This window comes from Nitrospiraceae bacterium, assembly GCA_020632595.1.
In the GTDB taxonomy this organism is placed as follows: domain Bacteria; phylum Nitrospirota; class Nitrospiria; order Nitrospirales; family UBA8639; genus Nitrospira_E.
Genome location: JACKFF010000001.1, coordinates 806,832 through 827,226, shown reverse-complemented (window position 1 = coordinate 827,226; position 20,395 = coordinate 806,832). Strand labels below are relative to the sequence as shown.

The following is a 20,395-nucleotide window of genomic DNA, read 5'->3' as shown; positions in this document are numbered from 1 at the left end:
ACGTCGTCGGTTACTGATCACTATTGATGGTCCAGCTGGAGTCGGGAAGAGCACTGTAGCCAAATGTTTGGCTACCCGACTGGGATATGTCTACCTGGATACGGGAGCTTTGTATCGCGCGATTGCCTGGAAGGTTCAACAAGAACAGCTTGACCCGAGCAATCTTGCTCACATCCAAGCCCTGTTGGCGAGGACCGATCTGCGACTGAAGCTGAGTAAGGATGTCCTTTCAATGTGGGTCGATGGGCAGGCTATTCATCAAGAGGTCATCAGAACGCCAGGCATTAGCCAGTTGGCCTCCTGCATTGCGGCTATTCAGTCCGTCAGGGACTGGTTACTCCCGATTCAGCGCAGGGTTGTGGGCAAAGTCGGGATTATTGCTGAAGGAAGAGATATGGGAACGCGAGTGTTCCCGAGTGCTGATGTGAAGTTTTTTCTCGATGCGGAATTGGAGGTTCGAGCGAACCGACGGCAACGGGAATTAGGTCAACAAGGGAAAGTTATTGATCTAAAGACCGTGCGTAACGATATGGCCGTCCGAGATAATCGTGACCGGACAAGAATGGTCGACCCTTTACGTCCGGCGCCTGAGGCGATCATGATTGATACCTCTCGGAAATCTGTTGAAGAAGTTGTCGGCCATATGATGCAATTCATAGCGGATCGCTTGTGAGTGGAGTGGTCTATGGGCTGTTATGGATCCTGTTCAATGGGTTGGCGCGCCTTCTGTTTCGATTTCGGATAGAGGGTTCCCAACACTTTCCCAAGACAGGAGGAATCATTGTTGCGGCAAATCATGCCAGTTACTTTGATATTCCCTTGTTAGGGTGTGCAATTCCGCGGCGGGTTTTTTTTTTAGGGAGAGCGAACTTATTTCCCAATCGGTATCTGAATTGGGCCTTGCAAAAGCTCGGCTGGATCCCTTTAAAAACGCACAGACTGGACAGGAAAGCCTTCGGGCAGGCACTCTCTTATTTGCAAGCAGGTAAACCCGTAGTTATTTTCCCCGAGGGAACAAGAACGGAAGACGGGTCCCTACAGATCGGGAAGCCTGGCCTGGGTTATTTGGTAGCTGAATCACAATGCCAGGTGATTCCTGTGTATATTTCTGGTACCTTTACAGTTCTTCCCATTCAGGCTCGATGGCCGCGGCTGTTTCCATTGAGGGTCGTCTTTGGAAAACCGTTAAAATTTTGTAAAGATGAGGGGAAGAGTGTCAAGTCATTTTATGAGGACGTATCAATAACGGTAATGGATCATATCGCTCAATTGGGTGGCGTTCCCTCTCCGACCAGGCAAGCATATGAAACAGATAGAAGAAGCAAGTTGTATGAATAATCATGGCAATCACCATTTAACCCGCCAAACTCTCCCGGAGGTATCAAAAGTCGGATGAATACTCTTACCCAACAGCCTGAAAAAATTGATCGCGAAACTCTTGCCGCTTTATACGATGAAACGTTTAAAAATATTGAAGAAGGAACGATTACCGAGGGCAGAGTCATTGATATCCAGCGAGATCGTGTGGTGGTGGATATTGGCTATAAGTCTGAAGGCATGATCCCTGCCGACCAATTTTCTCCGGAAGAGTTGGAACAGCTGGCGGTGAATGACCCGGTTCAAGTGTATATCGAGCAATGTGAGGATGCGGATGGCAATTTGCTCCTCTCCAAAGAAAAAGCCGACAAGATGAAGGTTTGGGAGGATTTGGAAGTTGCTCACAAAGATGAAAAACAAGTGCAAGGAAAAGTCATTTCCCGTATTAAGGGCGGCATGATCGTTGATATCGGCGTGAAAGCCTTTTTGCCAGGATCGCAAATTGACTTGACGCCGGTCAGAGATCTGGATGGTCTGGTCGGGAAAACGTACAACTTTAAAATTATTAAAATAAACCATCGTCGGGGCAATGTCGTAGTCTCCAGACGGGCGCTTCTCGAAGAAACTCGGGATAAACGAAGACAGTCGACCTTGTCGACCTTGTCTGAAGGGCAGTTGATCGAAGGCACTGTGAAGAACATTACGGATTATGGGGCGTTCTTGGATTTAGGAGGTATTGATGGCCTGTTACACATTACCGATATTTCCTGGGGCCGCGTGGGGCATCCATCCGATATGTTCTCCATTGGGGATCGAGTTGAAGTCTTGGTGCTGAAATACGACCGGGAAACAGGTCGTATATCCTTGGGCGTTAAGCAAAAATCTCCAGATCCCTGGACAAAAGTTGAAGAAAAATACCCGGCAAGAAGTCGCGTGAATGGGCGAGTTGTGAGCTTGACCGATTATGGTGCGTTCGTCGAATTGGAGCCAGGCGTTGAGGGTTTGGTTCATGTGTCGGAAATGTCGTGGACGCATGAGGTTCGTCACCCGTCAAAGGTTGTGTCTGTGGGCGATACCATAGAAGCTCAGGTGCTCCATGTTGACCAGCATAGCCGGAAGATTTCTCTTGGAATGAAACAAACTGCTCCTAACCCATGGGATATTATTGAAGACAAGTACCCTGAAGGCACGGAGATTGAAGGCAAAGTAAAAAGTGTCACCGATTTTGGCGCCTTTGTCGGTTTAGATGAAGGTGTCGATGGGTTAATCCATATTTCTGATATGTCATGGACCAAGCATATTAAGCATCCATCCGAGCTATTTAAGAAGGGACAATCAGTCAAAGCCGTTATTTTAAAAATTGATAAAGAAAAAGAACGGTTGTCTTTGGGGTATAAGCAGCTGATCTCGGATCCATGGGTCTCTGAGATTCCCCAGCAATATCATGTTGGCGAAGTCACAACCGGGAAAGTTTCAAAAATCGCCGACTTTGGGGTATTTGTGGAATTGGAAGGCGGTGTAGAAGGGTTGATTCACATCAGTGAGATCGGGCCGGATGTGCAGGAGCGCCTGGAAGAGAAATTTGCTGTTGGTCAGGAAGTAGCGGCGAAAATCGTCAAGGTTGATTGTGATGATCGAAAAATTGCGTTAAGTCTTTGGGAGCATTTGAAGGACCTAGAACAAACCGAGGTGGAAGAATTTAATAGCTCTCAAGGCACTGTTGATCAAAGCCTTGGGCGAGTTGTCCAAAAGAAAGATCAAGGGAATGAAGGCGAATAGGCTTCATGGGCGGGATGGTTTGGATGGGCGCGGGACTTATGGCCAATCCCGAATATTATGAGTAATGAGTATCCCCGATGGAAGCGCGTGCTGTGGATGATTCTTGGAGGCCTTGTCCTGTTTAGTGTTGGGAAAAGCCTGATTCCGGAATTATTGTTAGCAGGTAAGGATGGTGTGGCCATTGTTCGGGTTGAGGGTCCCATTCTTGATTCCTATCAGACTGTCGAGGAACTAAAAAACTTTGCTGACGATCCTTTGGTCAAAGCGATTGTGGTGAGAATTGATAGCCCAGGTGGGGGAGTGGCGCCTTCTCAGGAAATTTATAATGCCGTTAAGAGAGTGAGAAAAGAAAAGAATAAAACGGTGATTGCATCCATGGGCACGGTGGCAGCTTCTGGAGGCTATTACATTGCCGTGGGCACCGATCGCATTCTCGCTAATCCGGGTACTTTGACGGGGAGTATTGGCGTCATTATGCAATTGGCAAATTTTCACGAGTTACTTGAAAAAATCGGTGTCAAGAACCTTGTAGTCAAAAGTGGAAAATATAAAGATATCGGCTCTCCCTTTCGTCCCATGAATGATGAAGATCGCAAGGTCTTAGAGTTGGTGATGAATGATGTCCATCGTCAATTTATCGATGCGGTAGCGGATGGACGATCTCTGGATGTGGCCGAGGTCGAGCAGATAGCCGATGGGCGCGTGTTTACGGGGCAACAGGCCAAGTCAATTTTGCTAGTTGATGATATCGGTGATTTGCATGATGCCATAAAGTTAGCCGGGGAATTAGGCGGGATTGAAGGAGATCCACGAGTCATGGAGGTGAGAAAGCCGTTTTCATTCAGGGATTTACTTGAAAACACTTTCCTTGGAAGCGTTCGCGCTTTTGCCACGACTCATTTTTTCACCCCCCTGTTGTACCTTTGGGTGGCTTGATCCGGACAAGCAACGTGGATCAATTGTGCCTTTTGATAAGCGATGCTCATTGGCATAATTCAAGGTTGAAAAAGCGAGTCTCTGTGAGAAGGAGGATCGGATGACAAAAGCGGATCTCATTGAAAAGTTGGCGGAAAAGGCTCCCCAATTGAGTAGAAGGCAAGCCGAGTTAGTAGTCAACACCATTTTTGATTCTATCCGTGATTCTTTAAAGCGTGGAGAAAAAACAGAAATCCGTGGTTTTGGAAGTTTTCGTCTTAGACACCGTCAGACCAAAGAAGGGCGTAACCCTAAAACTGGAGAATCGGTGTCGGTTCCTGAAAAGCGCATGCCGTTTTTTAAAGCCGGTAAAGAGATCAAAGAATTGTTAAACCCCGAGTTACCACCTGTCTAAACCATGTCTACGATCGAGCCATCTGAAACCGAGATTCCCTGGACGAAAGAGGCTTCGTCTCGCCTGGAACGTGCTCCTTTGTTCCTGAGAGGCATGGTGCGCCGTCTTGCAGAAAAAAAAGCTAAAGAATTGGGATATACAGAAATTACGGCTGAAACTTTAGACCAATTTAAGCAGCAAATGATGGGGTCGATGGGGGGCGCGGCTGGCATGACCCAAGCTGCCGAGGATATGGCTCAAGGAAAACTCCCATGGACCGCCGAGGCGCGGAAGCGCCTAGAGGCCGTTCCGGAGTTTATGCGAAGCATGATTGGCAGGATCGCTGAGGATGTGGCAAAAGAACGCGGCCATATGGAAGTGAATGTGGAATTATTTGAAAAGGTTGAAGCCTTAGGAGATATTCCGATTGAGAAAAGCGTGTCTATGGAATGGACCGATGAAGCTTTGGCTTTGTTGAATAAGCGCATTCAGGATTCACCTCCGATTGCCATGGAATTTGTGACGGATATGTTAAAGCGGGATGCCGAGGATTTAGCCAGAGAGCAAGGGATCGCGAAAATTGATGCTGAAACTTTGATCCGTCTCTGGGAGGATCCGCCCACACGGGTGGCATGGACGGATGAGGCCTGGAAACGCCTTCATACCTCACCGGATTTTGTCCGAAGCGGTATTCGAAAAGCCGCAGAACGCCGTGCGAGAAAACTCGGGCTCACCACTATCGACTCCGAACACCTCACCACCTTCCGAAATGAGGCAATGATGAAAGCCGTCAAGCGGATTCGAAGTTTTGGGTATCAAGAACTGACCTTTGATGCGTTCGGCGATGCCATGCAAAAAGTTAAACGATTAAAGGGAAATGAGCAGGCGGAACATCGGTTGGATGAGATCAGGGATTACATGAAGAAAAAACCTGATGTTGGTGTATTGGGTGATGAACTCATGACCCGGTTTCGGAATTATTTAAAAGGAGAAGGAAAGCTGTAGTCGAGATTCGAATTGTCCTCTTCTGTTGTGCGGTTGGAAACCCCTGTGAAATTCCCACTTTCTTACTTCCCCCTAGCCCCTTCTTTCGCAAGTTGATCGACAAGGTCATTTTCCGGATTGCCGGAATGAGCCTTCACTTTGACCCAGTGAATCGTGATGCCTGATTCCTTGACCGACTGTGCGTAGGCTTGGGTAAATGGCAGTTTGGTGCGCCAGACTCCGGTTGCCCAACGTTCCAGTCCTTGGTAGTCAAAGTAGATCGTCATTTCTGTTATTCCTTGGGATTTGCACCATGTGATGGCTTTGAGGATGGCAAGAATTTCCCCAGCGACATTTCGGTGATTCATGGCTGCCTGCGGAATATCGTTCCCCTTGTCCCGGTGAATTTCAACACCATTTCTTTTGACCAGTAGACCCCATCCCAGTCGAAGAGAGCCATCGCCCTGCGGGAAGCAGGATCCATCCACCCAAACTTCGATAATGGAGGAGGATGTTGCTGTGGTTGTTCGCTTCTTTTTGATTGGTTGACTGCTTGAAGGAGATAACAGAAAAGCTTCCGCTTCTTCTCGGTGGGAGAAGGCTTTATATTCGGCTCCGGGGAAATGATGGACTTGGGCACGGCAGGCATCCCAACTTTCAAAGATGCCAATGGTGCGGCCGCGGCGGACGGCATAGAATTTCATGAAGGCTTAACGCATGGATTATTCACTGCAAAGGTCTTTAGATAGGAACAGTGTTTGAACCGAGCATGTCCCATAAGAAATAAATTTAGCTTGATTACTGTCTGGCTCCGCCCTGTAAAGTCTTAATTCTACCTTTGGCCAGGTCAATTTTTGTCACTTCATCAGGATTGTCCCCTGCCAGTATGAGGAATGTTTCATATTCCTGAATGGCGCGTTTGGGGTTAAGTGCTTCGTAAGCTTCAGCCAAATTGAATCGGGCCTGAGCATAGTTTGGCTGCAGGGACAGAGCCCGCTCATAGGCTTCGATCGCCTTGGGTGCTTTTCCTAATTGCGTTAGGACTGAGCCATAACTATTGAGAATGACTGCTGAGTAGGGCTGGATGGTCAGGGCCTGTTCCAAAGCAGTTGAGGCTTCTGAAAGTCTGCCCATGCTTCGCAAGGCCAATCCGAGACGATGGTGCGCTTCTGCCAACTGTTTCGGATCAGATATACCATATCGAATGGCTTTCTGATAGGCGTCAATGGCGAGTTCTGGTTGCTTGTTGCCACAGGACGCAAATAAGGCGATCTCTCCTCGGGCAAATTGCTGAAGTCCTAAAAATTCGTTTTCTGATTCTAATTGTCCTTTTGTGCCCGGGAGGTCTTTCTTCGGGGAATCCGGATCTTCAATATAGGAAAGAAATTTTGAGTGGCTGCCATCTAAAAGGGTTTCATACGGATCAAGGACGTAAACGGCCATGACCAGTTGGTCTTGTTTCCCTTGAGTGTGTCGCATGAAATATTGATGCGTCGTCGTGGCTTCTCCGGTTCGATGCAGGGTTCCAGAATCGGGGGTTTGTTCTTTTAGAAGCTGGGATGAGTGAAAAAAGAATTCACGAGCCGGGGGTAATTGACTCAGGGTATGGCGAAGTTTCGGATAGTCTTCTAAGGCCAGACCGCGTGGGAATACCGTGATGACCCCAACAAGAGTCTGATCTTCATTAAACATGAACCATTGTGCGTGTTTCTTGGGTGTTGCGGTTTCACGAAAGACTTCGGAGCCTCCTCCCCAAGGAGATTCCTGTCCCAAGGGTCGCAGCCAACTCGTTTGAGCCTCTGTTTTGGTTTGGCACAAGGCGGCCTTTCCTAAGAGATTGAGATCGCTTTCGGAAGGCGGAAGGTTGGAGGCAGGGGGAGTGCTGGCGCAATGTGGGAGTAAGAAAAAAAGCAAAAATAATTTGAGAAGGTTTGTCGGCTTTGTGTGGAGTCCCTTATGATAAATGATCGGTTGTAACATTACTACCGGCTCTTAAGGATCAATGATCGATGTGTCGTAAAGTAACTGCGAATAGGATAATGGAGTCCGAATTTGGTCGTTGGTGAAAAATTCACAATCAAAAAGATTTCGCTTTTATGTCTTGTGGATGTGAACAATGATAGTGCCGGGAAGAAATTGATCCAGAAAGGATGAATTATGGTGGGCGATACTGGGATCGAACCAGTGGCCTCTTCCGTGTGAAGGAAGCGCTCTTCCACTGAGCTAATCGCCCGAGAGGCGCAATTTATCATAATGCTGGGAAGGGAGCAATGAAGTCCTAGGGGGTAACAATGGTTGTCTTGACGGTAGCAGAAAGTGTGGAGTAGGCTGAGAGAGGGTGTTTCATCGACTTGACCAAGGAGGTGCACCATGGACAAGCAAGAGCGTAAATACGAATCTCGAAAACCAAGCCCTAAAGAAACAGAGGATGTTCAGGCTGATCCAAATGTTGCGGAGACCGGCCAACGTCTGAAAGAAGAAATGGATGAACTGGTTGATGAAATTGATAAAGTTTTAGAGGAAAATGCGGCTGAATTTGTCAAAAATTATGTGCAAAAAGGTGGAGAATAAATGCGATAGGTTTGTTGATTTCTAGAAATTCTCTCCTGCCCTCTTTCACTCTCCGGATAGTAAACTCCCTTGCCATTACCTGTTTTTCTCGGGATTATTTTCAGTGAATGGCTCACGGCCTCACAACCTTACGCATCGTGTTTATTCTAATTCAGTTCGATGAATGCGCAATATCCTGTCCTTCATGGGGAATGGAGCCTCTTCCTTCTAGATACCTCGGGATGGGATTGCCGAATACCGCTTCCGGAAGGAAAAGACGGAGCATTTTCCTCTGTTTTTTGCTATGATTTGCTGGCAATGTCCCGAGACAATTGGATGAAGGACTAAAAAATGGGTGTGACGCATTTGACCGATATTGTGCAACTCATGGATCAGGTGAAAGCCTATTACCCCGAGGCTGATACGGACTTCATTAAACGAGCTTATGATTATTCCGCCAAAGCACATGAAGGGCAAACTCGACGAACTGGCGAACCTTATGTCCAGCATCCATTAGCGGTCGCTGGGATTTTAACTTTTTTGAAATTGGACGTTCCCGCGATTGTCGCTGGACTATTACATGACACGCTCGAAGATACCGTAGCGACAAGAGCCGAGTTAGAAAAAGAATTTGGAAGCGACGTGGCGCGTTTAGTGGAGGGTGTCACAAAAATTGGGCAAATTCCTTTTAAAACCGATGCAGAGAAGCAGGCGGAAAATTTCCGCAAGATGGTTCTCTCTATGGCTGATGATATTCGAGTGGTGTTTATCAAGTTAGCGGATCGATTGCATAACATGCAGACACTTGAGGCGTTGTCGGACGAAAAACGGAAAAAAATTGCACAAGAAACAATGGAAATTTATGCGCCGCTAGCCAACCGGCTTGGTATGAGTTGGATTAAGCAGCAGCTGGAGGATTTGTGTTTCCAATATTTGGAACCGGATGCCTGGTCGCATTTAAAGCTACGGTTGGCTAAAAAGGATGAGGAGCGTCAGGAGTATATTCAATCCCTGATTCACCTGGCTCAGCAGGCCCTTTTGGACGCAGGGCTGCCGGGACAGATCGATGGACGTCCCAAGCATCTCTTTAGTATCTATCAGAAAATGGAGCGCCGGTCCGTCTCTTTTGACGAAATCTTTGATTTGACGGCGGTCCGTATTGTGACGGATACCAAAATGAATTGTTACGCCATTTTGGGATTGCTGCATTCCATTTGGCCTCCCGTCCCTGGTCGCTTTAAGGATTACATTGCAACTCCACGTTCTAACTTGTATCAATCGTTACACACGACAGTTGTTGGCCCGCAAGGAGAGTATGTGGAATTCCAAATCCGGACGGCGGATATGCATCGAATTAATGAATACGGTGTGGCAGCCCATTGGCTCTATAAGGAGCCTGGAAAAGTTGGCGAACGGGACGAGCAGGTCTTTAGCTGGCTCAGGCAGTTTGTGGAATGGCATAAGGATCTCGCTGATAACCGCCAGTTTATGGATTCGGTTAAATTGGATTTATTCCATGATGTTGTGTTTGTGTTTACTCCAACAGGCGAAGTCCGGGAAATCCCTGTCGGGGCCACTCCATTAGATTTTGCATATGCGATTCATACGGAAATTGGAGATCATTGTGTCGGGGCAAAAATTAATGGGAAGTTAGTTCCTCTCCGTTATCAATTAACCAGTGGGGATATGGTAGAGATTCTGACTTCTCCCTCGCAGGTACCTCATCGAGGTTGGTTGAAATTTGTCCGAACTTCCAGGGCCAAAACGAAAATCAAGCATTGGTTTAAAGTTGAAGAGCAAAAGCGGGCACTGGAACTTGGGCGACGGCTGTTGGAGCAAGAATTTCGGAGACATAATCTTCCTGTCGCACAATCGTTGAAATCTGATCGACTGTCATCAATGGCCAAAGCAAAGGGCAGTGAAACGGTGGAAGAATTGATCCGGCAGGTTGGATTCGGCCGTTTGTCTCCAGATCAAATTGTCAGTCACTTTTACGAAGGTAATGAACAGGGGGCTTCGTCTCCCACGAAGGGTGTCTCTCACTCTCCTCAGCAAAAGCTCCCTGGACTCCTTCGGGAAGGATCTGTGAAGTTTGGGGGAACCAAAGATGTTTTGATGCAACTCTCCAAGTGTTGTAAGCCGGTTCCTGGTGAGCCGATTCGTGGATATATTACCCGAGGCAGAGGGTTGACCATTCATGCGATCGATTGTCCGAACTTTCAATCATTAGAATGGGATCACAATCGTTTGGTGGAGGTGGAGTGGGATTCGGAGCTAGACGGCACGCATTCAGTTGAAGTGTCAGTTTTGACCCTGGATCGAACTGGAGTGCTGGCAAAGGTCTCCGCTGGAATTTCTCAGTGTCAAGCTAATATTACCAGGGCAGAGATTTCTACCAGAGAGGATCGAAAGGCCGTATTGGACTTTGTTATCGAAGTCAAAAATACTGCCCATCTTGAACTTATCCTGCAGGAAATTCAACGAGTTGAGGGCATTCTTTCTGCCAAGCGGGTGCGAGGATGGTAACGGCAATGTTAGGGGCAACTAAGAGGGGGTATGGATTTGTGGAGGCAATGAAATGGTCAATCGGCTTCCAGGTTGGAGTTGGAGTTTTTCTGCGATTCCGGCATTAAGTTCAAGGACTTGCCATGACTGTTTATATGAATAATGGCGTGGGCAGTGATCATCTACTCTCGTGCAAATAGGGACATTTGCTTCAATGTGAATGATGGTTCCCTTCTTATCCAGCCAGAGTATATCAAGTGGGATTTTGGTGTTTTTCATCCAAAAGGTCCAATACCCTAATTCTGGAAAAATGAAGAGCATCCCATGATCCTCCTCCATGGCCGTCCGGTACATCAGGCCTTGAGCTCTTTTATTTGAGGTATCTGCCACCTCTGCGAAGATTGTTGATCCTTTGGGCGTTGTGATGGTTGCAAGCCCGTTATCCTGTCCGTCATTTATTTCGCCAAAAGTGTTTATGGGGCATCCCATGATTAAGGCCATGCCTAACCAAAACGGCACGATGACGATCAAGGCCCAGCAATGAAAGTTCAGCTGGCTTTTCTCTTGGCATGCTAAGGGTAGGCGAAGATGCTTTATGAGGGAATCCATTTCTAGGAATGTGGCGTGGGGAGAGCGGGTTTGTCAAATAAGATTTTCTCTTGTCTTAAGCACGTAAGGTCCACAGGAGGGTCTTGACCAGACCATCTTTGGAAATTATAATGATTCGTTTACAAGAAGAGCGAATTTGTTCTGCTCCTGTTTTTAGAACAAAATGCAAATGTTTTTGTTGATGATCTGTACATGCAGGGGCTAATTTCTGCCTTGTTTGTCTTCACTTCAAAAAGATCTTCATCTTAATAATTTCCATGATGTAATTCCAAAGCGGTTTAAGTAGAAGACGGTCCTACTCATTCAAAGGGCAGGTACCCAAGCGGTCAACGGGGGCAGACTGTAAATCTGCTGCCATCGGCTTCCAAGGTTCGAACCCTTGCCTGCCCACCATGATTGACTGAAAAGGACGGGATCTAGTGGATACAGCGAGATGGGCTCTTGAGGCAAAAGTTTCTAATTATTACCGTATAGGGTTTAAACCAAGCTGCGGGCGTAGCTCAGTGGTAGAGTTCCAGCCTTCCAAGCTGGCTGTCGCGGGTTCAAATCCCGTCGCCCGCTCCATTTTTTGGGTGGGTTTAGATTTGCGTACCTGATTGAGGCAAAGATCTTCTCGAGAAAGTGATAGGGCCCATGTAGCTCAGTTGGTAGAGCACGTCCTTGGTAAGGACGAGGTCACGCGTTCGATCCGCGTCGTGGGCTCCAGCAACGATAGAATTGAAATTATTGCGTCGCATTTTTAAGGAAGAGGTAGGGCATGGCGAAGGCGAAATTTGAGCGGAAGAAGCCGCATGTCAATGTGGGGACGATCGGGCACGTTGACCATGGGAAGACGACCCTGACGTCGGCCTTGACGAAAGTGATGGGTGATACGGGGAAGGCGAAGTTTGTTCCCTATGATGAAGTCGCCAAGGCGAGTGAGAGTCAGGGGCGACGGGATCCGACCAAAATTCTCACCATTGCGATCTCCCATGTGGAATATGAGACGGACAATCGACATTATGCGCACGTCGACTGCCCGGGGCATGCGGATTATGTGAAGAACATGATTACGGGGGCGGCGCAAATGGACGGTGCGATTTTGGTGGTCAGTGCCGCCGATGGGCCGATGCCGCAAACGCGGGAGCATATTTTGTTGGCCCGGCAGGTGGGGGTCCCGTTTATCGTGGTCTTTTTGAATAAAGCGGATAAGGTGGAAGACAAGGAATTGCTGGAGTTGGTGGAGTTGGAGGTGCGGGAGTTGCTCACGAAGTATGGTTTTCCGGGCGATGATGTGCCGGTGGTCATCGGGTCAGCGATCAAGGCCATTGAAGGGGATCAGAGTGAGGTGGGCGTGCCGTCGATTATGCGGTTATTGGAGGCGATCGATAGTTACATCCCGACTCCGCAGCGAGCCATTGAGAAGCCGTTTTTGATGCCGATTGAAGATGTCTTTACGATCAGCGGGCGGGGGACGGTGGTGACGGGCCGGGTGGAGCGCGGCGTAGTCAAGGTGGGCGATGAAATTGAGATTGTAGGGCTGAAGCCGACGCAGACGACGATTGTCACGGGTGTGGAAATGTTCCGGAAGGTGTTGGATGAGGGGCAGGCGGGTGACAATATTGGGGCGCTGTTGCGGGGCACGAAGAAAGAGGATGTGGAGCGGGGCATGGTGTTAGCCAAGCCGAAGAGTATAACGCCGCATACGAAATTCAAGGCGGAAGTGTATATTTTGACGAAGGAAGAGGGCGGGCGGCATACGCCGTTTTTTAATGGCTATAGACCGCAGTTTTACTTCCGGACGACGGATGTCACGGGCGTGGTGCAATTAAACCCGGGGGTGGAGATGGTGATGCCGGGGGATAATGTGTCGTTTGAAGGGGAGTTGATCTCCCCGATTGCAATGGAGCAAGGGGTGCGATTTGCAGTGCGAGAAGGGGGCCGAACGGTTGGAGCCGGGGTGGTCACGGAAATCGTCGCGTAAGAACATAGGGGTGTATCGATGAGAGTCATTATTTCTCTAGCGTGCGGAGATTGCAAACGCCGAAATTATTCGACAATGAAAAACAAGAAAAACGATCCAGATCGGCTCGAAGTAAAAAAATACTGCCGGTTTTGTCGAAAGCATAGCCCTCACAAAGAGGTGAAATAATTGATAGTGTGGGTCATTTAGGTTACGTGCAGGTTGGAGGGGCATGGTGTCAACGGCTAGCACGTCGGTCTCCAAAACCGAAAGTCCGGGTTCGAATCCCTGTGCCCCTGCCATACTTGGCTATGCATGTCATGTGCAAAAAAAGAGCGGGAGAGTTTGTTTGAATAGTGGCGGGGTTTCGATAAAGGCTGAGGGGGTGAGTCGTGTTTAAGAAGATATGGTTTTCCATTACCGAGTTTTTGTCTGACGTGCGTGGGGAACTTAAAAAAATTTCTTATCCTACTAAGTCTGAGACGATCGGGTCGACCACGGTGGTTTTGTTGTTTTGCGTGATCATGTCCTTGTACCTCTCCGTGGTAGATTCATTTCTTGTTTGGTTAATTAGTAGGATTATTTAGCATCTATTAGAAGGGAATTCATGTCGAGTCATTGGTATGTCATTCACACCTATGCGGGATATGAGGGGCGGGTTCGGGCTGGAATTGTCGAGCGGGCAAATCAATTGGGTATGGCGGATTCTGTGGCGCAAGTCCTGGTTCCTACTGAGGATGTAGTGGAATTTAAAGAAGGAAAGCGCCGAGCCTCTAAACGAAAATTTTTTCCCGGGTATGTTCTGCTTGAAGCAAATGGCCCACTTGGGGATGAGGTCGTTGCTATGATCAAGGAGACCCCCAAGGTGACGGGTTTTATTGGAGGCGGAACCAGGCCAATCCCGCTTGATCCCGATGAGGTCGCCACGCTTTTGAAGCAGTTGGAGTCAGGCGTAACGGCTCCAAGGGAGTTAGCCAACTTTTCAAAAGGGGACAATGTCCGAATTGTGGATGGCCCGTTTTTGGGATTCAATGGATTGGTGGATGAGGTGGATCAGGATCATGGCCGGGTCAAGGCGCTAGTCAGTATTTTTGGTCGTTCAACCCCTGTGGAGTTGGCGTTTTCTCAGGTTGAGCGAGTTTAAAGACAATTTGAGTATTCCTTTTTTAATATGCAAGTCGATTTAAGGTAGGTGAAGGCATGGCCAAAGAAGTAACTAGTCAAATTAAATTGCAAATTCCGGCTGGAAAAGCCAATCCTGCTCCTCCTGTTGGGCCTTCCTTGGGGCAACATGGAGTGAACATTATGGAGTTTTGTAAACAGTTTAATGCCAGAACTCAGAAGCAAGAGGGTAGCATTATCCCGGTAGTCATTTCTGTTTATAAGGATAGAAGTTTCAGCTTCGTGACCAAGACTCCTCCGGCATCAGATTTACTGAAGAAGGCTGCAGGTATCATAAAGGGTTCCGGGATTCCCCATAAAAATAAAGTTGGGACAATCACCATGGCACAGCTAGAGGACATTGCTAAGTTGAAGGTAGAAGATCTGAATGCCAGTGATATTCCAGCAGCGATGAATGTGATTGCAGGAACCGCGAGAAGTATGGGCATTACGGTTGAAGGGTAAATAATAATATGGTGAGGCTTTTAACAGAGGGTATGCGCCGTGGGAAAGAAATTTGAATCGGCTTTAGCGAAGGTAACAAAGGCCCTATATTCATTGGAGGAGGCCAGTGACCTGGTAAAGCAGGTTGCATTTGCCAAATTCGATGAGACGGTAGAGCTGTCACTTTGCCTTGGGGTAGATCCCAAGCGTGCGGATCAGATGGTTCGCGGGACTACGGTCCTTCCTCACGGTACGGGGAAAAAAGTCAGGATTTTAGTGATTGCAAAAGGAGAGAAGGAGCAGGAGGCCAGGGAAGCTGGGGCCGATTTTGTGGGGAGCGATGACCTTTTGCAGAAAATCCAAGATGGATGGCTGGAATTTGACTCCATGATAGCGACCCCGGACATGATGGGTGCTGTCGGGAGAATGGGGAAGGTGTTGGGTCCACGAGGATTAATGCCAAATCCTAAGACTGGAACGGTGACCTTTGAGGTGGGGAAAGCCATTCAGGAGATCAGAAGGGGGAGAGTTGAGTATAAGGTTGATAAGGCGGGCAACATTCATGTTCCTGTTGGAAAGGTGTCTTTTCAGGGGCAACAAATTAGAGAAAATACTCAGTCGGTTTTTGATTCCATCATGAAGGCTAAGCCCTCTTCCAGTAAAGGGAAGTATGTGAAAAGTGCGACATTGTCCAGCACGATGGGACCAGGTATCCATCTGGACGGAGCCGCGATTGCAAAGCAGGTCAGTTGAAACTTTAATCTCAGCAGGTGAGTTCGAGGTATGAAAAAAACTGATAAAAATGAAGCTGTGGCAGTCATGCATGAGCAATTCGCTCGAGCGCGGATAGCCATTGTAACGGAGTGCGCAGGTATGCCCGTAAATCAAATTAATGATTTGCGAAAAAAACTTCGTCAGGCGAAGTCAAACTTTCATGTGGTAAAGAACACCCTTGCCGTGAGAGCTATTGGGGGAACGACCCTGGTTCCTTTGCAACCATTTTTTAAGGGGCAATCGGCATTGGTTATTGGATATGATGATCCAGTATTGCCTGCGAAAGTTATTCGGGATTTTATTAAAAGTGAGAAATGTGAAGAGAAATTGCAGCTCAAAGGGGCAATTCTGGACGGGGTCGAGTTGGATCCAGCTCGTCTCTCTTCTGTGGCGGATTTGCCGTCAAAGGCAGAATTGTTGTCGATGTTGTTGTCGGCCTTCCAAGGGCCCATTCGAGGGTTTGTCGGGGTTTTAGGTCAAATTGTAAGAAGTATTGTTGCGGTGTTAGCCGCAATACAAGAAAACAAAACGCAGAAAGGAGAAGGGGAGATGAGTGCAACAGAGGCAAAAATGTCCAAGGAAGATTTCATTAAAGTTATAGAGGGCATGAGTGTCCTGGAATTGTCGGATCTTGTGAAGGGTCTGGAGGAGCGATTTGGTGTGACGGCAGCGGCACCTGTTGGGGTCATGGCTGCTGCAGTGGGCGCGGCGGCTCCTGCCGCTGAAGAACAGACCGAGTTTACCGTAGTATTGGGAAGTGCCCCAGCGGATAAAAAGATACAAGTCATCAAGGTGGTGCGAGAGATTACTGGGTTGGGTTTGAAGGAAGCTAAGGATCTCGTTGAGGCGGCCCCGAAGGCGGTAAAAGAGGGCGTGTCCAAAGAAGAATCGGAAACTATTAAGAAGAAGCTTCAAGAGGTTGGTGCGACCGTTGAGGTGAAGTAGCGTTTTCCTCATTTTGAGGACCCGGAATAGAGACTTAGGAAGGTTCGAGGGCCAGCAGGAAGCTGAGGTGGCCGTTAATCCTTAAGGAGACAGGAATGGGACAACCAGCCTTTGAGGGCAGTGTTCAGCGACATAGCTTTTCAAAAATTCGCTCACATATAGAAATTCCGGATTTAGTGGAGGTGCAGCGTCGTTCCTATGAGGAATTTTTGCAGGCGGAGACATTGCCGGATCGTCGTGAGGACAAGGGATTGCATGCAGCGTTTAAAAGTGTGTTTCCCATTATGGATTATAACAATTCGGCCATTTTAGAATTTTCCAGCTATTCCCTGGGAACGCCAAAGTATGACACAAGGGAGTGTATAGAGCAGGGAATGACCTTTGCCGCACCGTTAAAGCTTCGGGTGCGATTGGTTGTTTTCGATCAACAAGATAAAAGTGTAAAAAACAGGGTTCTTGATGTCAGGGAGCAAGAAGTCTATGTCGGTGAACTGCCATTGATGACCGAGCGGGGCACCTTTATGGTGAATGGCACGGAGCGGGTGGCAGTCAGTCAGTTGCATCGGTCTCCTGGGCCTTCATTTGGGCATGACAAGGGCCGGACTCATTCAAGCGGGAAAGTCTTGTTTTCAGGTCGGATCATCCCTTATCGAGGGTCATGGCTCGACTTTGAGTATGATGCCAAAGATATTTTGTATGTACGAATTGATCGCCGCAGGAAAATGCCTGCCACAATTTTATTAAAAGGTTTTGGTTTTAGCACTGATGACCTTCTTAAGATGTATTACCCTGTAGAGGAAGTTCGCGTCGTGAATGGTGGTTTGCTCCGCAAGCTTGATCCAGACATTCATGCAGGATTGCGATCTCCGGCAGACCTCTTTGAGAAGGGATCTAATGAGCCTTTGGTAAAAGAAGGTACCAAGCTCAATAAAACTCTTATGGGGCGTATACGTGCAGCTGGAATCAAAGAAATTCCTATCAAGCAGGAAGATTTGGTTGGTCGGGCCGTGTTAACCGAACTTGTTGATCCTGGAACTCAGGAAGTAATTTTAGAAAAAAATCAACGACTCACGGCACCGGTAATGGAGCGAATTCTTGAAAGCGGAGTTGAAGGATTTAAGGTTATATACCTGGATAGCCCTACGACCAGTCCTGTCATTCTGGATACATTGGAAGCCGAGCGGACTAATTCAAAGGAAGAGGCCTGGGTGGAAATTTATAAACGCCTTCGGCCCGGGGAAATGCCATCCATTGAGTCGGCAAAGTTGTTGTTCGAAAATCTCTTTCTGAATCCCAAGCGGTACGATCTTTCCCCTGTTGGCCGGTTGAAGATGAACAAGCGCTTCAACCTTGATTTGTCATTAGAGCAACGGACGTTATCCGCTCAAGATATTGTCGAGGTGGTAAGATGCCTGGTGGATCTTAAAGCGGGAAAAGGCGCGGTTGATGATATCGACCATTTAGGAAATCGGCGTGTCCGATCAGTGGGTGAGTTATTGGAAAATCAAATCCGCATTGGTCTGGCTAGAATGGAGCGAAGCATTAAGGAGCGGATGAATCTGCTCGATATGGAAACCGTGTTGCCTCATGATCTGATCAATGCCAAGCCTATCGTTGGTGCCATTAAGGAGTTTTTCGCTGGAAGTCAGCTCTCGCAGTTTATGGATCAAACTAACCCGTTAGCAGAGATTACCCATAAGCGTAGGCTGTCTGCTTTAGGGCCAGGAGGTTTGACCAGGGAGCGTGCAGGTTTTGAGGTTCGGGACGTTCATCCCTCTCATTATAGTCGTATTTGTCCTATTGAAACGCCTGAAGGACCCAATATTGGGTTGATTACATCATTGGCTACTTATGCTCGGATCAATGAGTTTGGGTTTATAGAGGCTCCTTTTCGGAAAGTGAGAAAAGGTCGTGTCACAGATGAGGTTGAATTCCTTTCACCATTGGATGGAGATCAGGTTGTCATCGCTCAGGCTAATTCAGCCATGAATAAGGACGGGATGCTCACCTCGGAAACCATAACGGCCAGAGAAGCAGGGGAATTTGTAACCACTACCCCCGATAAGGTGGACTATCTGGATGTTTCTCCTAAACAGGTGGTTAGCGTGGCGACTGCGTTAATTCCATTTCTGGAGCATGATGACGCAAACCGGGCCCTTATGGGTTCGAATATGCAACGCCAAGCCGTGCCTACCATTAAAAGTGAGTCACCTTTGGTCGGGACGGGAATGGAAGCGGTCGTAGCAAGAGATTCGGGATATTTAGCTATCGCTCAACGAGATGGGATTGTTGAATCGGTCGATGCGAGGAGAATTGTCGTCAGAACCGGACTTAAGGAAAAAGATGATAAGAAAAAAGGATCTCGAATCCTGGATACCTATGATTTGATTAAATTTCAGCGAACGAATCAAAATACGTGTATTACCCAAACTCCCATCGTTCGAATTGGGCAACCCGTTAAGCAGGGGCAAGTGCTTGCGGATGGTCCGGCTATGGATCGCGGAGAATTGGCGTTGGGAAAAAATGTGCTCGTCGCCTTTATGCCATGGGGTGGATACAACTATGAGGATGCCATTCTTTTAAGCGAGAAAATGGTTAAAGAAGACGTGTTCACTTCTATCCATATCGAAGAGTTCGAAGTGGAGGCGCGTGATACAAAGCTAGGAAAAGAAGAAATTACTCGCGACATTCCCAACCTTGGGGAAGAGGCTCTTCGAAATTTGGATGAAAGCGGCATCGTGAGAATCGGTGCGGAAGTCAAGCCAGGCGATATTCTTGTGGGAAAAGTCACGCCTAAGGGAGAGACCCAGCTGACGCCAGAGGAAAAATTATTGCGTGCGATTTTTGGGGAAAAGGCTGGAGATGTGAAGGATACCTCGCTTCAGGTTCCTCCAGGTATTGAAGGTATTGTTGTGGACGTCAAAATTTTCTCCAGAAAAGGCGTAGATAAAGATGAACGGTCTCGGACAATCGAGACGGATGATCGCGTCAAAGTCGAGCGGGACTACCAGGAAGAATTGCGGATCATCGAAGAAGAACGAAATCGTAAGATTCGGAAGCTATTGCTTGGGCAATTTGTCGGACGGGATTTAATGGACCCTGATAGTGGGGAAGTGATTTTGAAGAAAAAGGGGCGAATTACCGCCGAAGTTCTTCGCAAGTTATCAGATGATGATGCGCGTCGGGTGATTCTGGCTGACGCTGAAGAACAAAAAAAGTTGGATGAAATTGAAAGGGAAGCGAAGGACCAAATTGAAATCTTACAGACTCAATACGATGAGAAGGTTGGTCGTCTTCGACGTGGAGATGAATTGCCTCCCGGTGTCATTAAGCTGGTCAAGGTGTATTTAGCAATTAAAAGAAAAATTGCGGTGGGTGACAAAATGGCCGGCCGTCATGGAAACAAGGGTGTCGTTTCTCGAATTATGGCTGAAGAGGATATGCCGTATCTCCCGGATGGGACGCCCGTTCAGATTGTCCTGAACCCGTTGGGAGTTCCCTCTCGAATGAATGTGGGGCAAATTCTTGAGACGCATTTGGGGTGGGCGGCAAAAGCGTTGGGAATTCAGGTGGAAACTCCCGTATTCGATGGAGCTTCGGAAAAGGAAATTAAAGAATTATTGAAAAAGGCGAATCTTCCTGAGTCAGGACAATCGGTGGTTTATGATGGACGGACAGGCGAACCATTTAAGAGTCCGGTTACGGTGGGATACATGTATATGCTGAAACTTCACCATTTGGTGGACGATAAGATTCACGCTCGCTCAATCGGACCTTATTCTTTGGTAACGCAGCAACCGCTTGGAGGAAAGGCTCAATTTGGCGGTCAGCGTCTCGGAGAGATGGAGGTGTGGGCTCTGCAGGCATATGGCGCGGCTTCCACTTTGCAGGAATTTTTGACCGTGAAATCAGATGATGTGCCTGGACGGTCTCGAATGTATGAAGCAATCGTAAAAGGTGAGAACTTTCTGGAACCCGGTCTTCCGGAGTCCTTTAATGTCTTAGTGAAGGAATTGCAAAGTTTAGGGTTGGATGTGGAGTTGATCAAATCTGCTGATTAGAGAATTGGCGTGGTT

The 20,395-nt window shown here is 47.8% G+C and carries 19 protein-coding genes and 5 tRNA genes; 20 read left to right on the top strand and 4 right to left on the bottom strand.

Features of this window, described 5'->3' with window-relative positions; genetic code table 11:
• The first annotated feature begins 13 nt into the window (after positions 1-13).
• The 6 genes from H6750_03825 to H6750_03800 all read left to right on the top strand — a co-directional run bounded on the left by H6750_03825 (position 14) and on the right by H6750_03800 (position 5,410).
• On the top strand, positions 14-673 hold the full coding sequence (locus tag H6750_03825; protein ID MCB9773437.1) for a (d)CMP kinase: 660 nt from the start codon (positions 14-16) through the stop codon (positions 671-673).
• On the top strand, positions 670-1,338 hold the full coding sequence (locus tag H6750_03820; protein MCB9773436.1) for a 1-acyl-sn-glycerol-3-phosphate acyltransferase: 669 nt from the start codon (positions 670-672) through the stop codon (positions 1,336-1,338). Before H6750_03825 ends, H6750_03820 begins: the two co-directional genes overlap by 4 nt.
• A gap of 54 nt (positions 1,339-1,392) precedes the next feature.
• Positions 1,393-3,096 carry a 30S ribosomal protein S1 gene (locus H6750_03815; GenBank protein ID MCB9773435.1) on the top strand — a complete coding sequence of 568 codons (1,704 nt, stop codon included), beginning with the start codon at positions 1,393-1,395 and terminating at the stop codon, positions 3,094-3,096.
• 57 nt (positions 3,097-3,153) lie between these two features.
• Positions 3,154-4,032: a signal peptide peptidase SppA gene (gene sppA / locus H6750_03810; GenBank protein MCB9773434.1), complete on the top strand. Its 879-nt coding sequence runs from the start codon at positions 3,154-3,156 to the stop codon at positions 4,030-4,032.
• Positions 4,033-4,132: 100 nt separating this feature from the next.
• Positions 4,133-4,426, top strand: coding sequence for an integration host factor subunit beta (locus H6750_03805; GenBank protein ID MCB9773433.1), 294 nt, complete (start codon positions 4,133-4,135; stop codon positions 4,424-4,426).
• 3 nt (positions 4,427-4,429) lie between these two features.
• The gene (locus H6750_03800) at positions 4,430-5,410 is read left to right on the top strand and encodes a hypothetical protein (GenBank protein MCB9773432.1); all 981 of its coding nucleotides are present in this window, start codon (positions 4,430-4,432) and stop codon (positions 5,408-5,410) included.
• Positions 5,411-5,472: 62 nt separating this feature from the next.
• Here the strand turns inward: H6750_03800 and H6750_03795 are convergent, their stop codons facing one another.
• The 3 genes from H6750_03795 to H6750_03785 all read right to left on the bottom strand — a co-directional run bounded on the left by H6750_03795 (position 5,473) and on the right by H6750_03785 (position 7,622).
• Complete coding sequence (locus tag H6750_03795; GenBank protein ID MCB9773431.1) at positions 5,473-6,093, bottom strand: viroplasmin family protein; 621 nt, start codon at positions 6,091-6,093, stop codon at positions 5,473-5,475.
• Between the two features lie 94 nt (positions 6,094-6,187).
• On the bottom strand, positions 6,188-7,369 hold the full coding sequence (locus H6750_03790) for a tetratricopeptide repeat protein (protein ID MCB9773430.1): 1,182 nt from the start codon (positions 7,367-7,369) through the stop codon (positions 6,188-6,190).
• Between the two features lie 178 nt (positions 7,370-7,547).
• Positions 7,548-7,622 (bottom strand) — tRNA-Val (locus H6750_03785).
• 137 nt (positions 7,623-7,759) lie between these two features.
• Between H6750_03785 and H6750_03780 the strand changes: the two genes are divergently transcribed.
• Both H6750_03780 and H6750_03775 read left to right on the top strand, forming a co-directional pair.
• Complete coding sequence (locus H6750_03780) at positions 7,760-7,960, top strand: ubiquitin-like protein Pup (protein ID MCB9773429.1); 201 nt, start codon at positions 7,760-7,762, stop codon at positions 7,958-7,960.
• A 330-nt stretch (positions 7,961-8,290) separates the two neighbouring features.
• Complete coding sequence (locus H6750_03775) at positions 8,291-10,465, top strand: bifunctional (p)ppGpp synthetase/guanosine-3',5'-bis(diphosphate) 3'-pyrophosphohydrolase (GenBank protein ID MCB9773428.1); 2,175 nt, start codon at positions 8,291-8,293, stop codon at positions 10,463-10,465.
• A gap of 18 nt (positions 10,466-10,483) precedes the next feature.
• Here H6750_03775 and H6750_03770 read toward each other — a convergent pair whose 3' ends face one another.
• The gene (locus tag H6750_03770) at positions 10,484-10,963 is read right to left on the bottom strand and encodes a DUF192 domain-containing protein (GenBank protein ID MCB9773427.1); all 480 of its coding nucleotides are present in this window, start codon (positions 10,961-10,963) and stop codon (positions 10,484-10,486) included.
• 398 nt (positions 10,964-11,361) lie between these two features.
• Between H6750_03770 and H6750_03765 the strand changes: the two genes are divergently transcribed.
• The 12 genes from H6750_03765 (at position 11,362) to rpoB (ending at position 20,380) form a co-directional block, all read left to right on the top strand.
• Positions 11,362-11,446: transfer RNA gene (locus H6750_03765), tRNA-Tyr, on the top strand.
• A gap of 96 nt (positions 11,447-11,542) precedes the next feature.
• A tRNA-Gly gene (locus tag H6750_03760) sits at positions 11,543-11,617 on the top strand.
• A gap of 65 nt (positions 11,618-11,682) precedes the next feature.
• Positions 11,683-11,758 (top strand) — tRNA-Thr (locus H6750_03755).
• Positions 11,759-11,810: 52 nt separating this feature from the next.
• Positions 11,811-13,016 (top strand): elongation factor Tu, encoded by a 1,206-nt coding sequence (gene tuf / locus H6750_03750; GenBank protein ID MCB9773426.1) that lies wholly within the window; start codon positions 11,811-11,813, stop codon positions 13,014-13,016.
• Between the two features lie 18 nt (positions 13,017-13,034).
• Positions 13,035-13,184: a 50S ribosomal protein L33 gene (gene rpmG, locus H6750_03745; GenBank protein ID MCB9773425.1), complete on the top strand. Its 150-nt coding sequence runs from the start codon at positions 13,035-13,037 to the stop codon at positions 13,182-13,184.
• A gap of 37 nt (positions 13,185-13,221) precedes the next feature.
• A tRNA-Trp gene (locus H6750_03740) sits at positions 13,222-13,297 on the top strand.
• A 90-nt stretch (positions 13,298-13,387) separates the two neighbouring features.
• Positions 13,388-13,582 (top strand): preprotein translocase subunit SecE, encoded by a 195-nt coding sequence (gene secE, locus H6750_03735; protein ID MCB9773424.1) that lies wholly within the window; start codon positions 13,388-13,390, stop codon positions 13,580-13,582.
• A 20-nt stretch (positions 13,583-13,602) separates the two neighbouring features.
• Positions 13,603-14,139 (top strand): transcription termination/antitermination protein NusG, encoded by a 537-nt coding sequence (nusG, locus tag H6750_03730; GenBank protein MCB9773423.1) that lies wholly within the window; start codon positions 13,603-13,605, stop codon positions 14,137-14,139.
• 56 nt (positions 14,140-14,195) lie between these two features.
• On the top strand, positions 14,196-14,621 hold the full coding sequence (rplK, locus tag H6750_03725; protein MCB9773422.1) for a 50S ribosomal protein L11: 426 nt from the start codon (positions 14,196-14,198) through the stop codon (positions 14,619-14,621).
• 39 nt (positions 14,622-14,660) lie between these two features.
• On the top strand, positions 14,661-15,353 hold the full coding sequence (locus H6750_03720; GenBank protein MCB9773421.1) for a 50S ribosomal protein L1: 693 nt from the start codon (positions 14,661-14,663) through the stop codon (positions 15,351-15,353).
• Between the two features lie 30 nt (positions 15,354-15,383).
• Positions 15,384-16,319 (top strand): 50S ribosomal protein L7/L12, encoded by a 936-nt coding sequence (gene rplL / locus H6750_03715; protein MCB9773420.1) that lies wholly within the window; start codon positions 15,384-15,386, stop codon positions 16,317-16,319.
• A 95-nt stretch (positions 16,320-16,414) separates the two neighbouring features.
• Positions 16,415-20,380, top strand: coding sequence for a DNA-directed RNA polymerase subunit beta (rpoB, locus tag H6750_03710; GenBank protein ID MCB9773419.1), 3,966 nt, complete (start codon positions 16,415-16,417; stop codon positions 20,378-20,380).
• Positions 20,381-20,395: the final 15 nt, after the last annotated feature.

Coding starts and splice junctions, on each gene's coding strand:
- rpmG (MCB9773425.1), top strand. CDS start 13,035: ATGAGAGTCATTATTTCTCTAGCGTGCGGAGATTGCAAACGCCGAAAT.
- nusG (MCB9773423.1), top strand. CDS start 13,603: ATGTCGAGTCATTGGTATGTCATTCACACCTATGCGGGATATGAGGGG.
- H6750_03805 (MCB9773433.1), top strand. CDS start 4,133: ATGACAAAAGCGGATCTCATTGAAAAGTTGGCGGAAAAGGCTCCCCAA.
- H6750_03800 (MCB9773432.1), top strand. CDS start 4,430: ATGTCTACGATCGAGCCATCTGAAACCGAGATTCCCTGGACGAAAGAG.
- rplK (MCB9773422.1), top strand. CDS start 14,196: ATGGCCAAAGAAGTAACTAGTCAAATTAAATTGCAAATTCCGGCTGGA.
- sppA (MCB9773434.1), top strand. CDS start 3,154: ATGAGTAATGAGTATCCCCGATGGAAGCGCGTGCTGTGGATGATTCTT.
- tuf (MCB9773426.1), top strand. CDS start 11,811: ATGGCGAAGGCGAAATTTGAGCGGAAGAAGCCGCATGTCAATGTGGGG.
- H6750_03780 (MCB9773429.1), top strand. CDS start 7,760: ATGGACAAGCAAGAGCGTAAATACGAATCTCGAAAACCAAGCCCTAAA.
- H6750_03790 (MCB9773430.1), bottom strand. CDS start 7,369: ATGTTACAACCGATCATTTATCATAAGGGACTCCACACAAAGCCGACA.
- H6750_03795 (MCB9773431.1), bottom strand. CDS start 6,093: ATGAAATTCTATGCCGTCCGCCGCGGCCGCACCATTGGCATCTTTGAA.
- H6750_03815 (MCB9773435.1), top strand. CDS start 1,393: ATGAATACTCTTACCCAACAGCCTGAAAAAATTGATCGCGAAACTCTT.
- rpoB (MCB9773419.1), top strand. CDS start 16,415: ATGGGACAACCAGCCTTTGAGGGCAGTGTTCAGCGACATAGCTTTTCA.
- H6750_03775 (MCB9773428.1), top strand. CDS start 8,291: ATGGGTGTGACGCATTTGACCGATATTGTGCAACTCATGGATCAGGTG.
- rplL (MCB9773420.1), top strand. CDS start 15,384: ATGAAAAAAACTGATAAAAATGAAGCTGTGGCAGTCATGCATGAGCAA.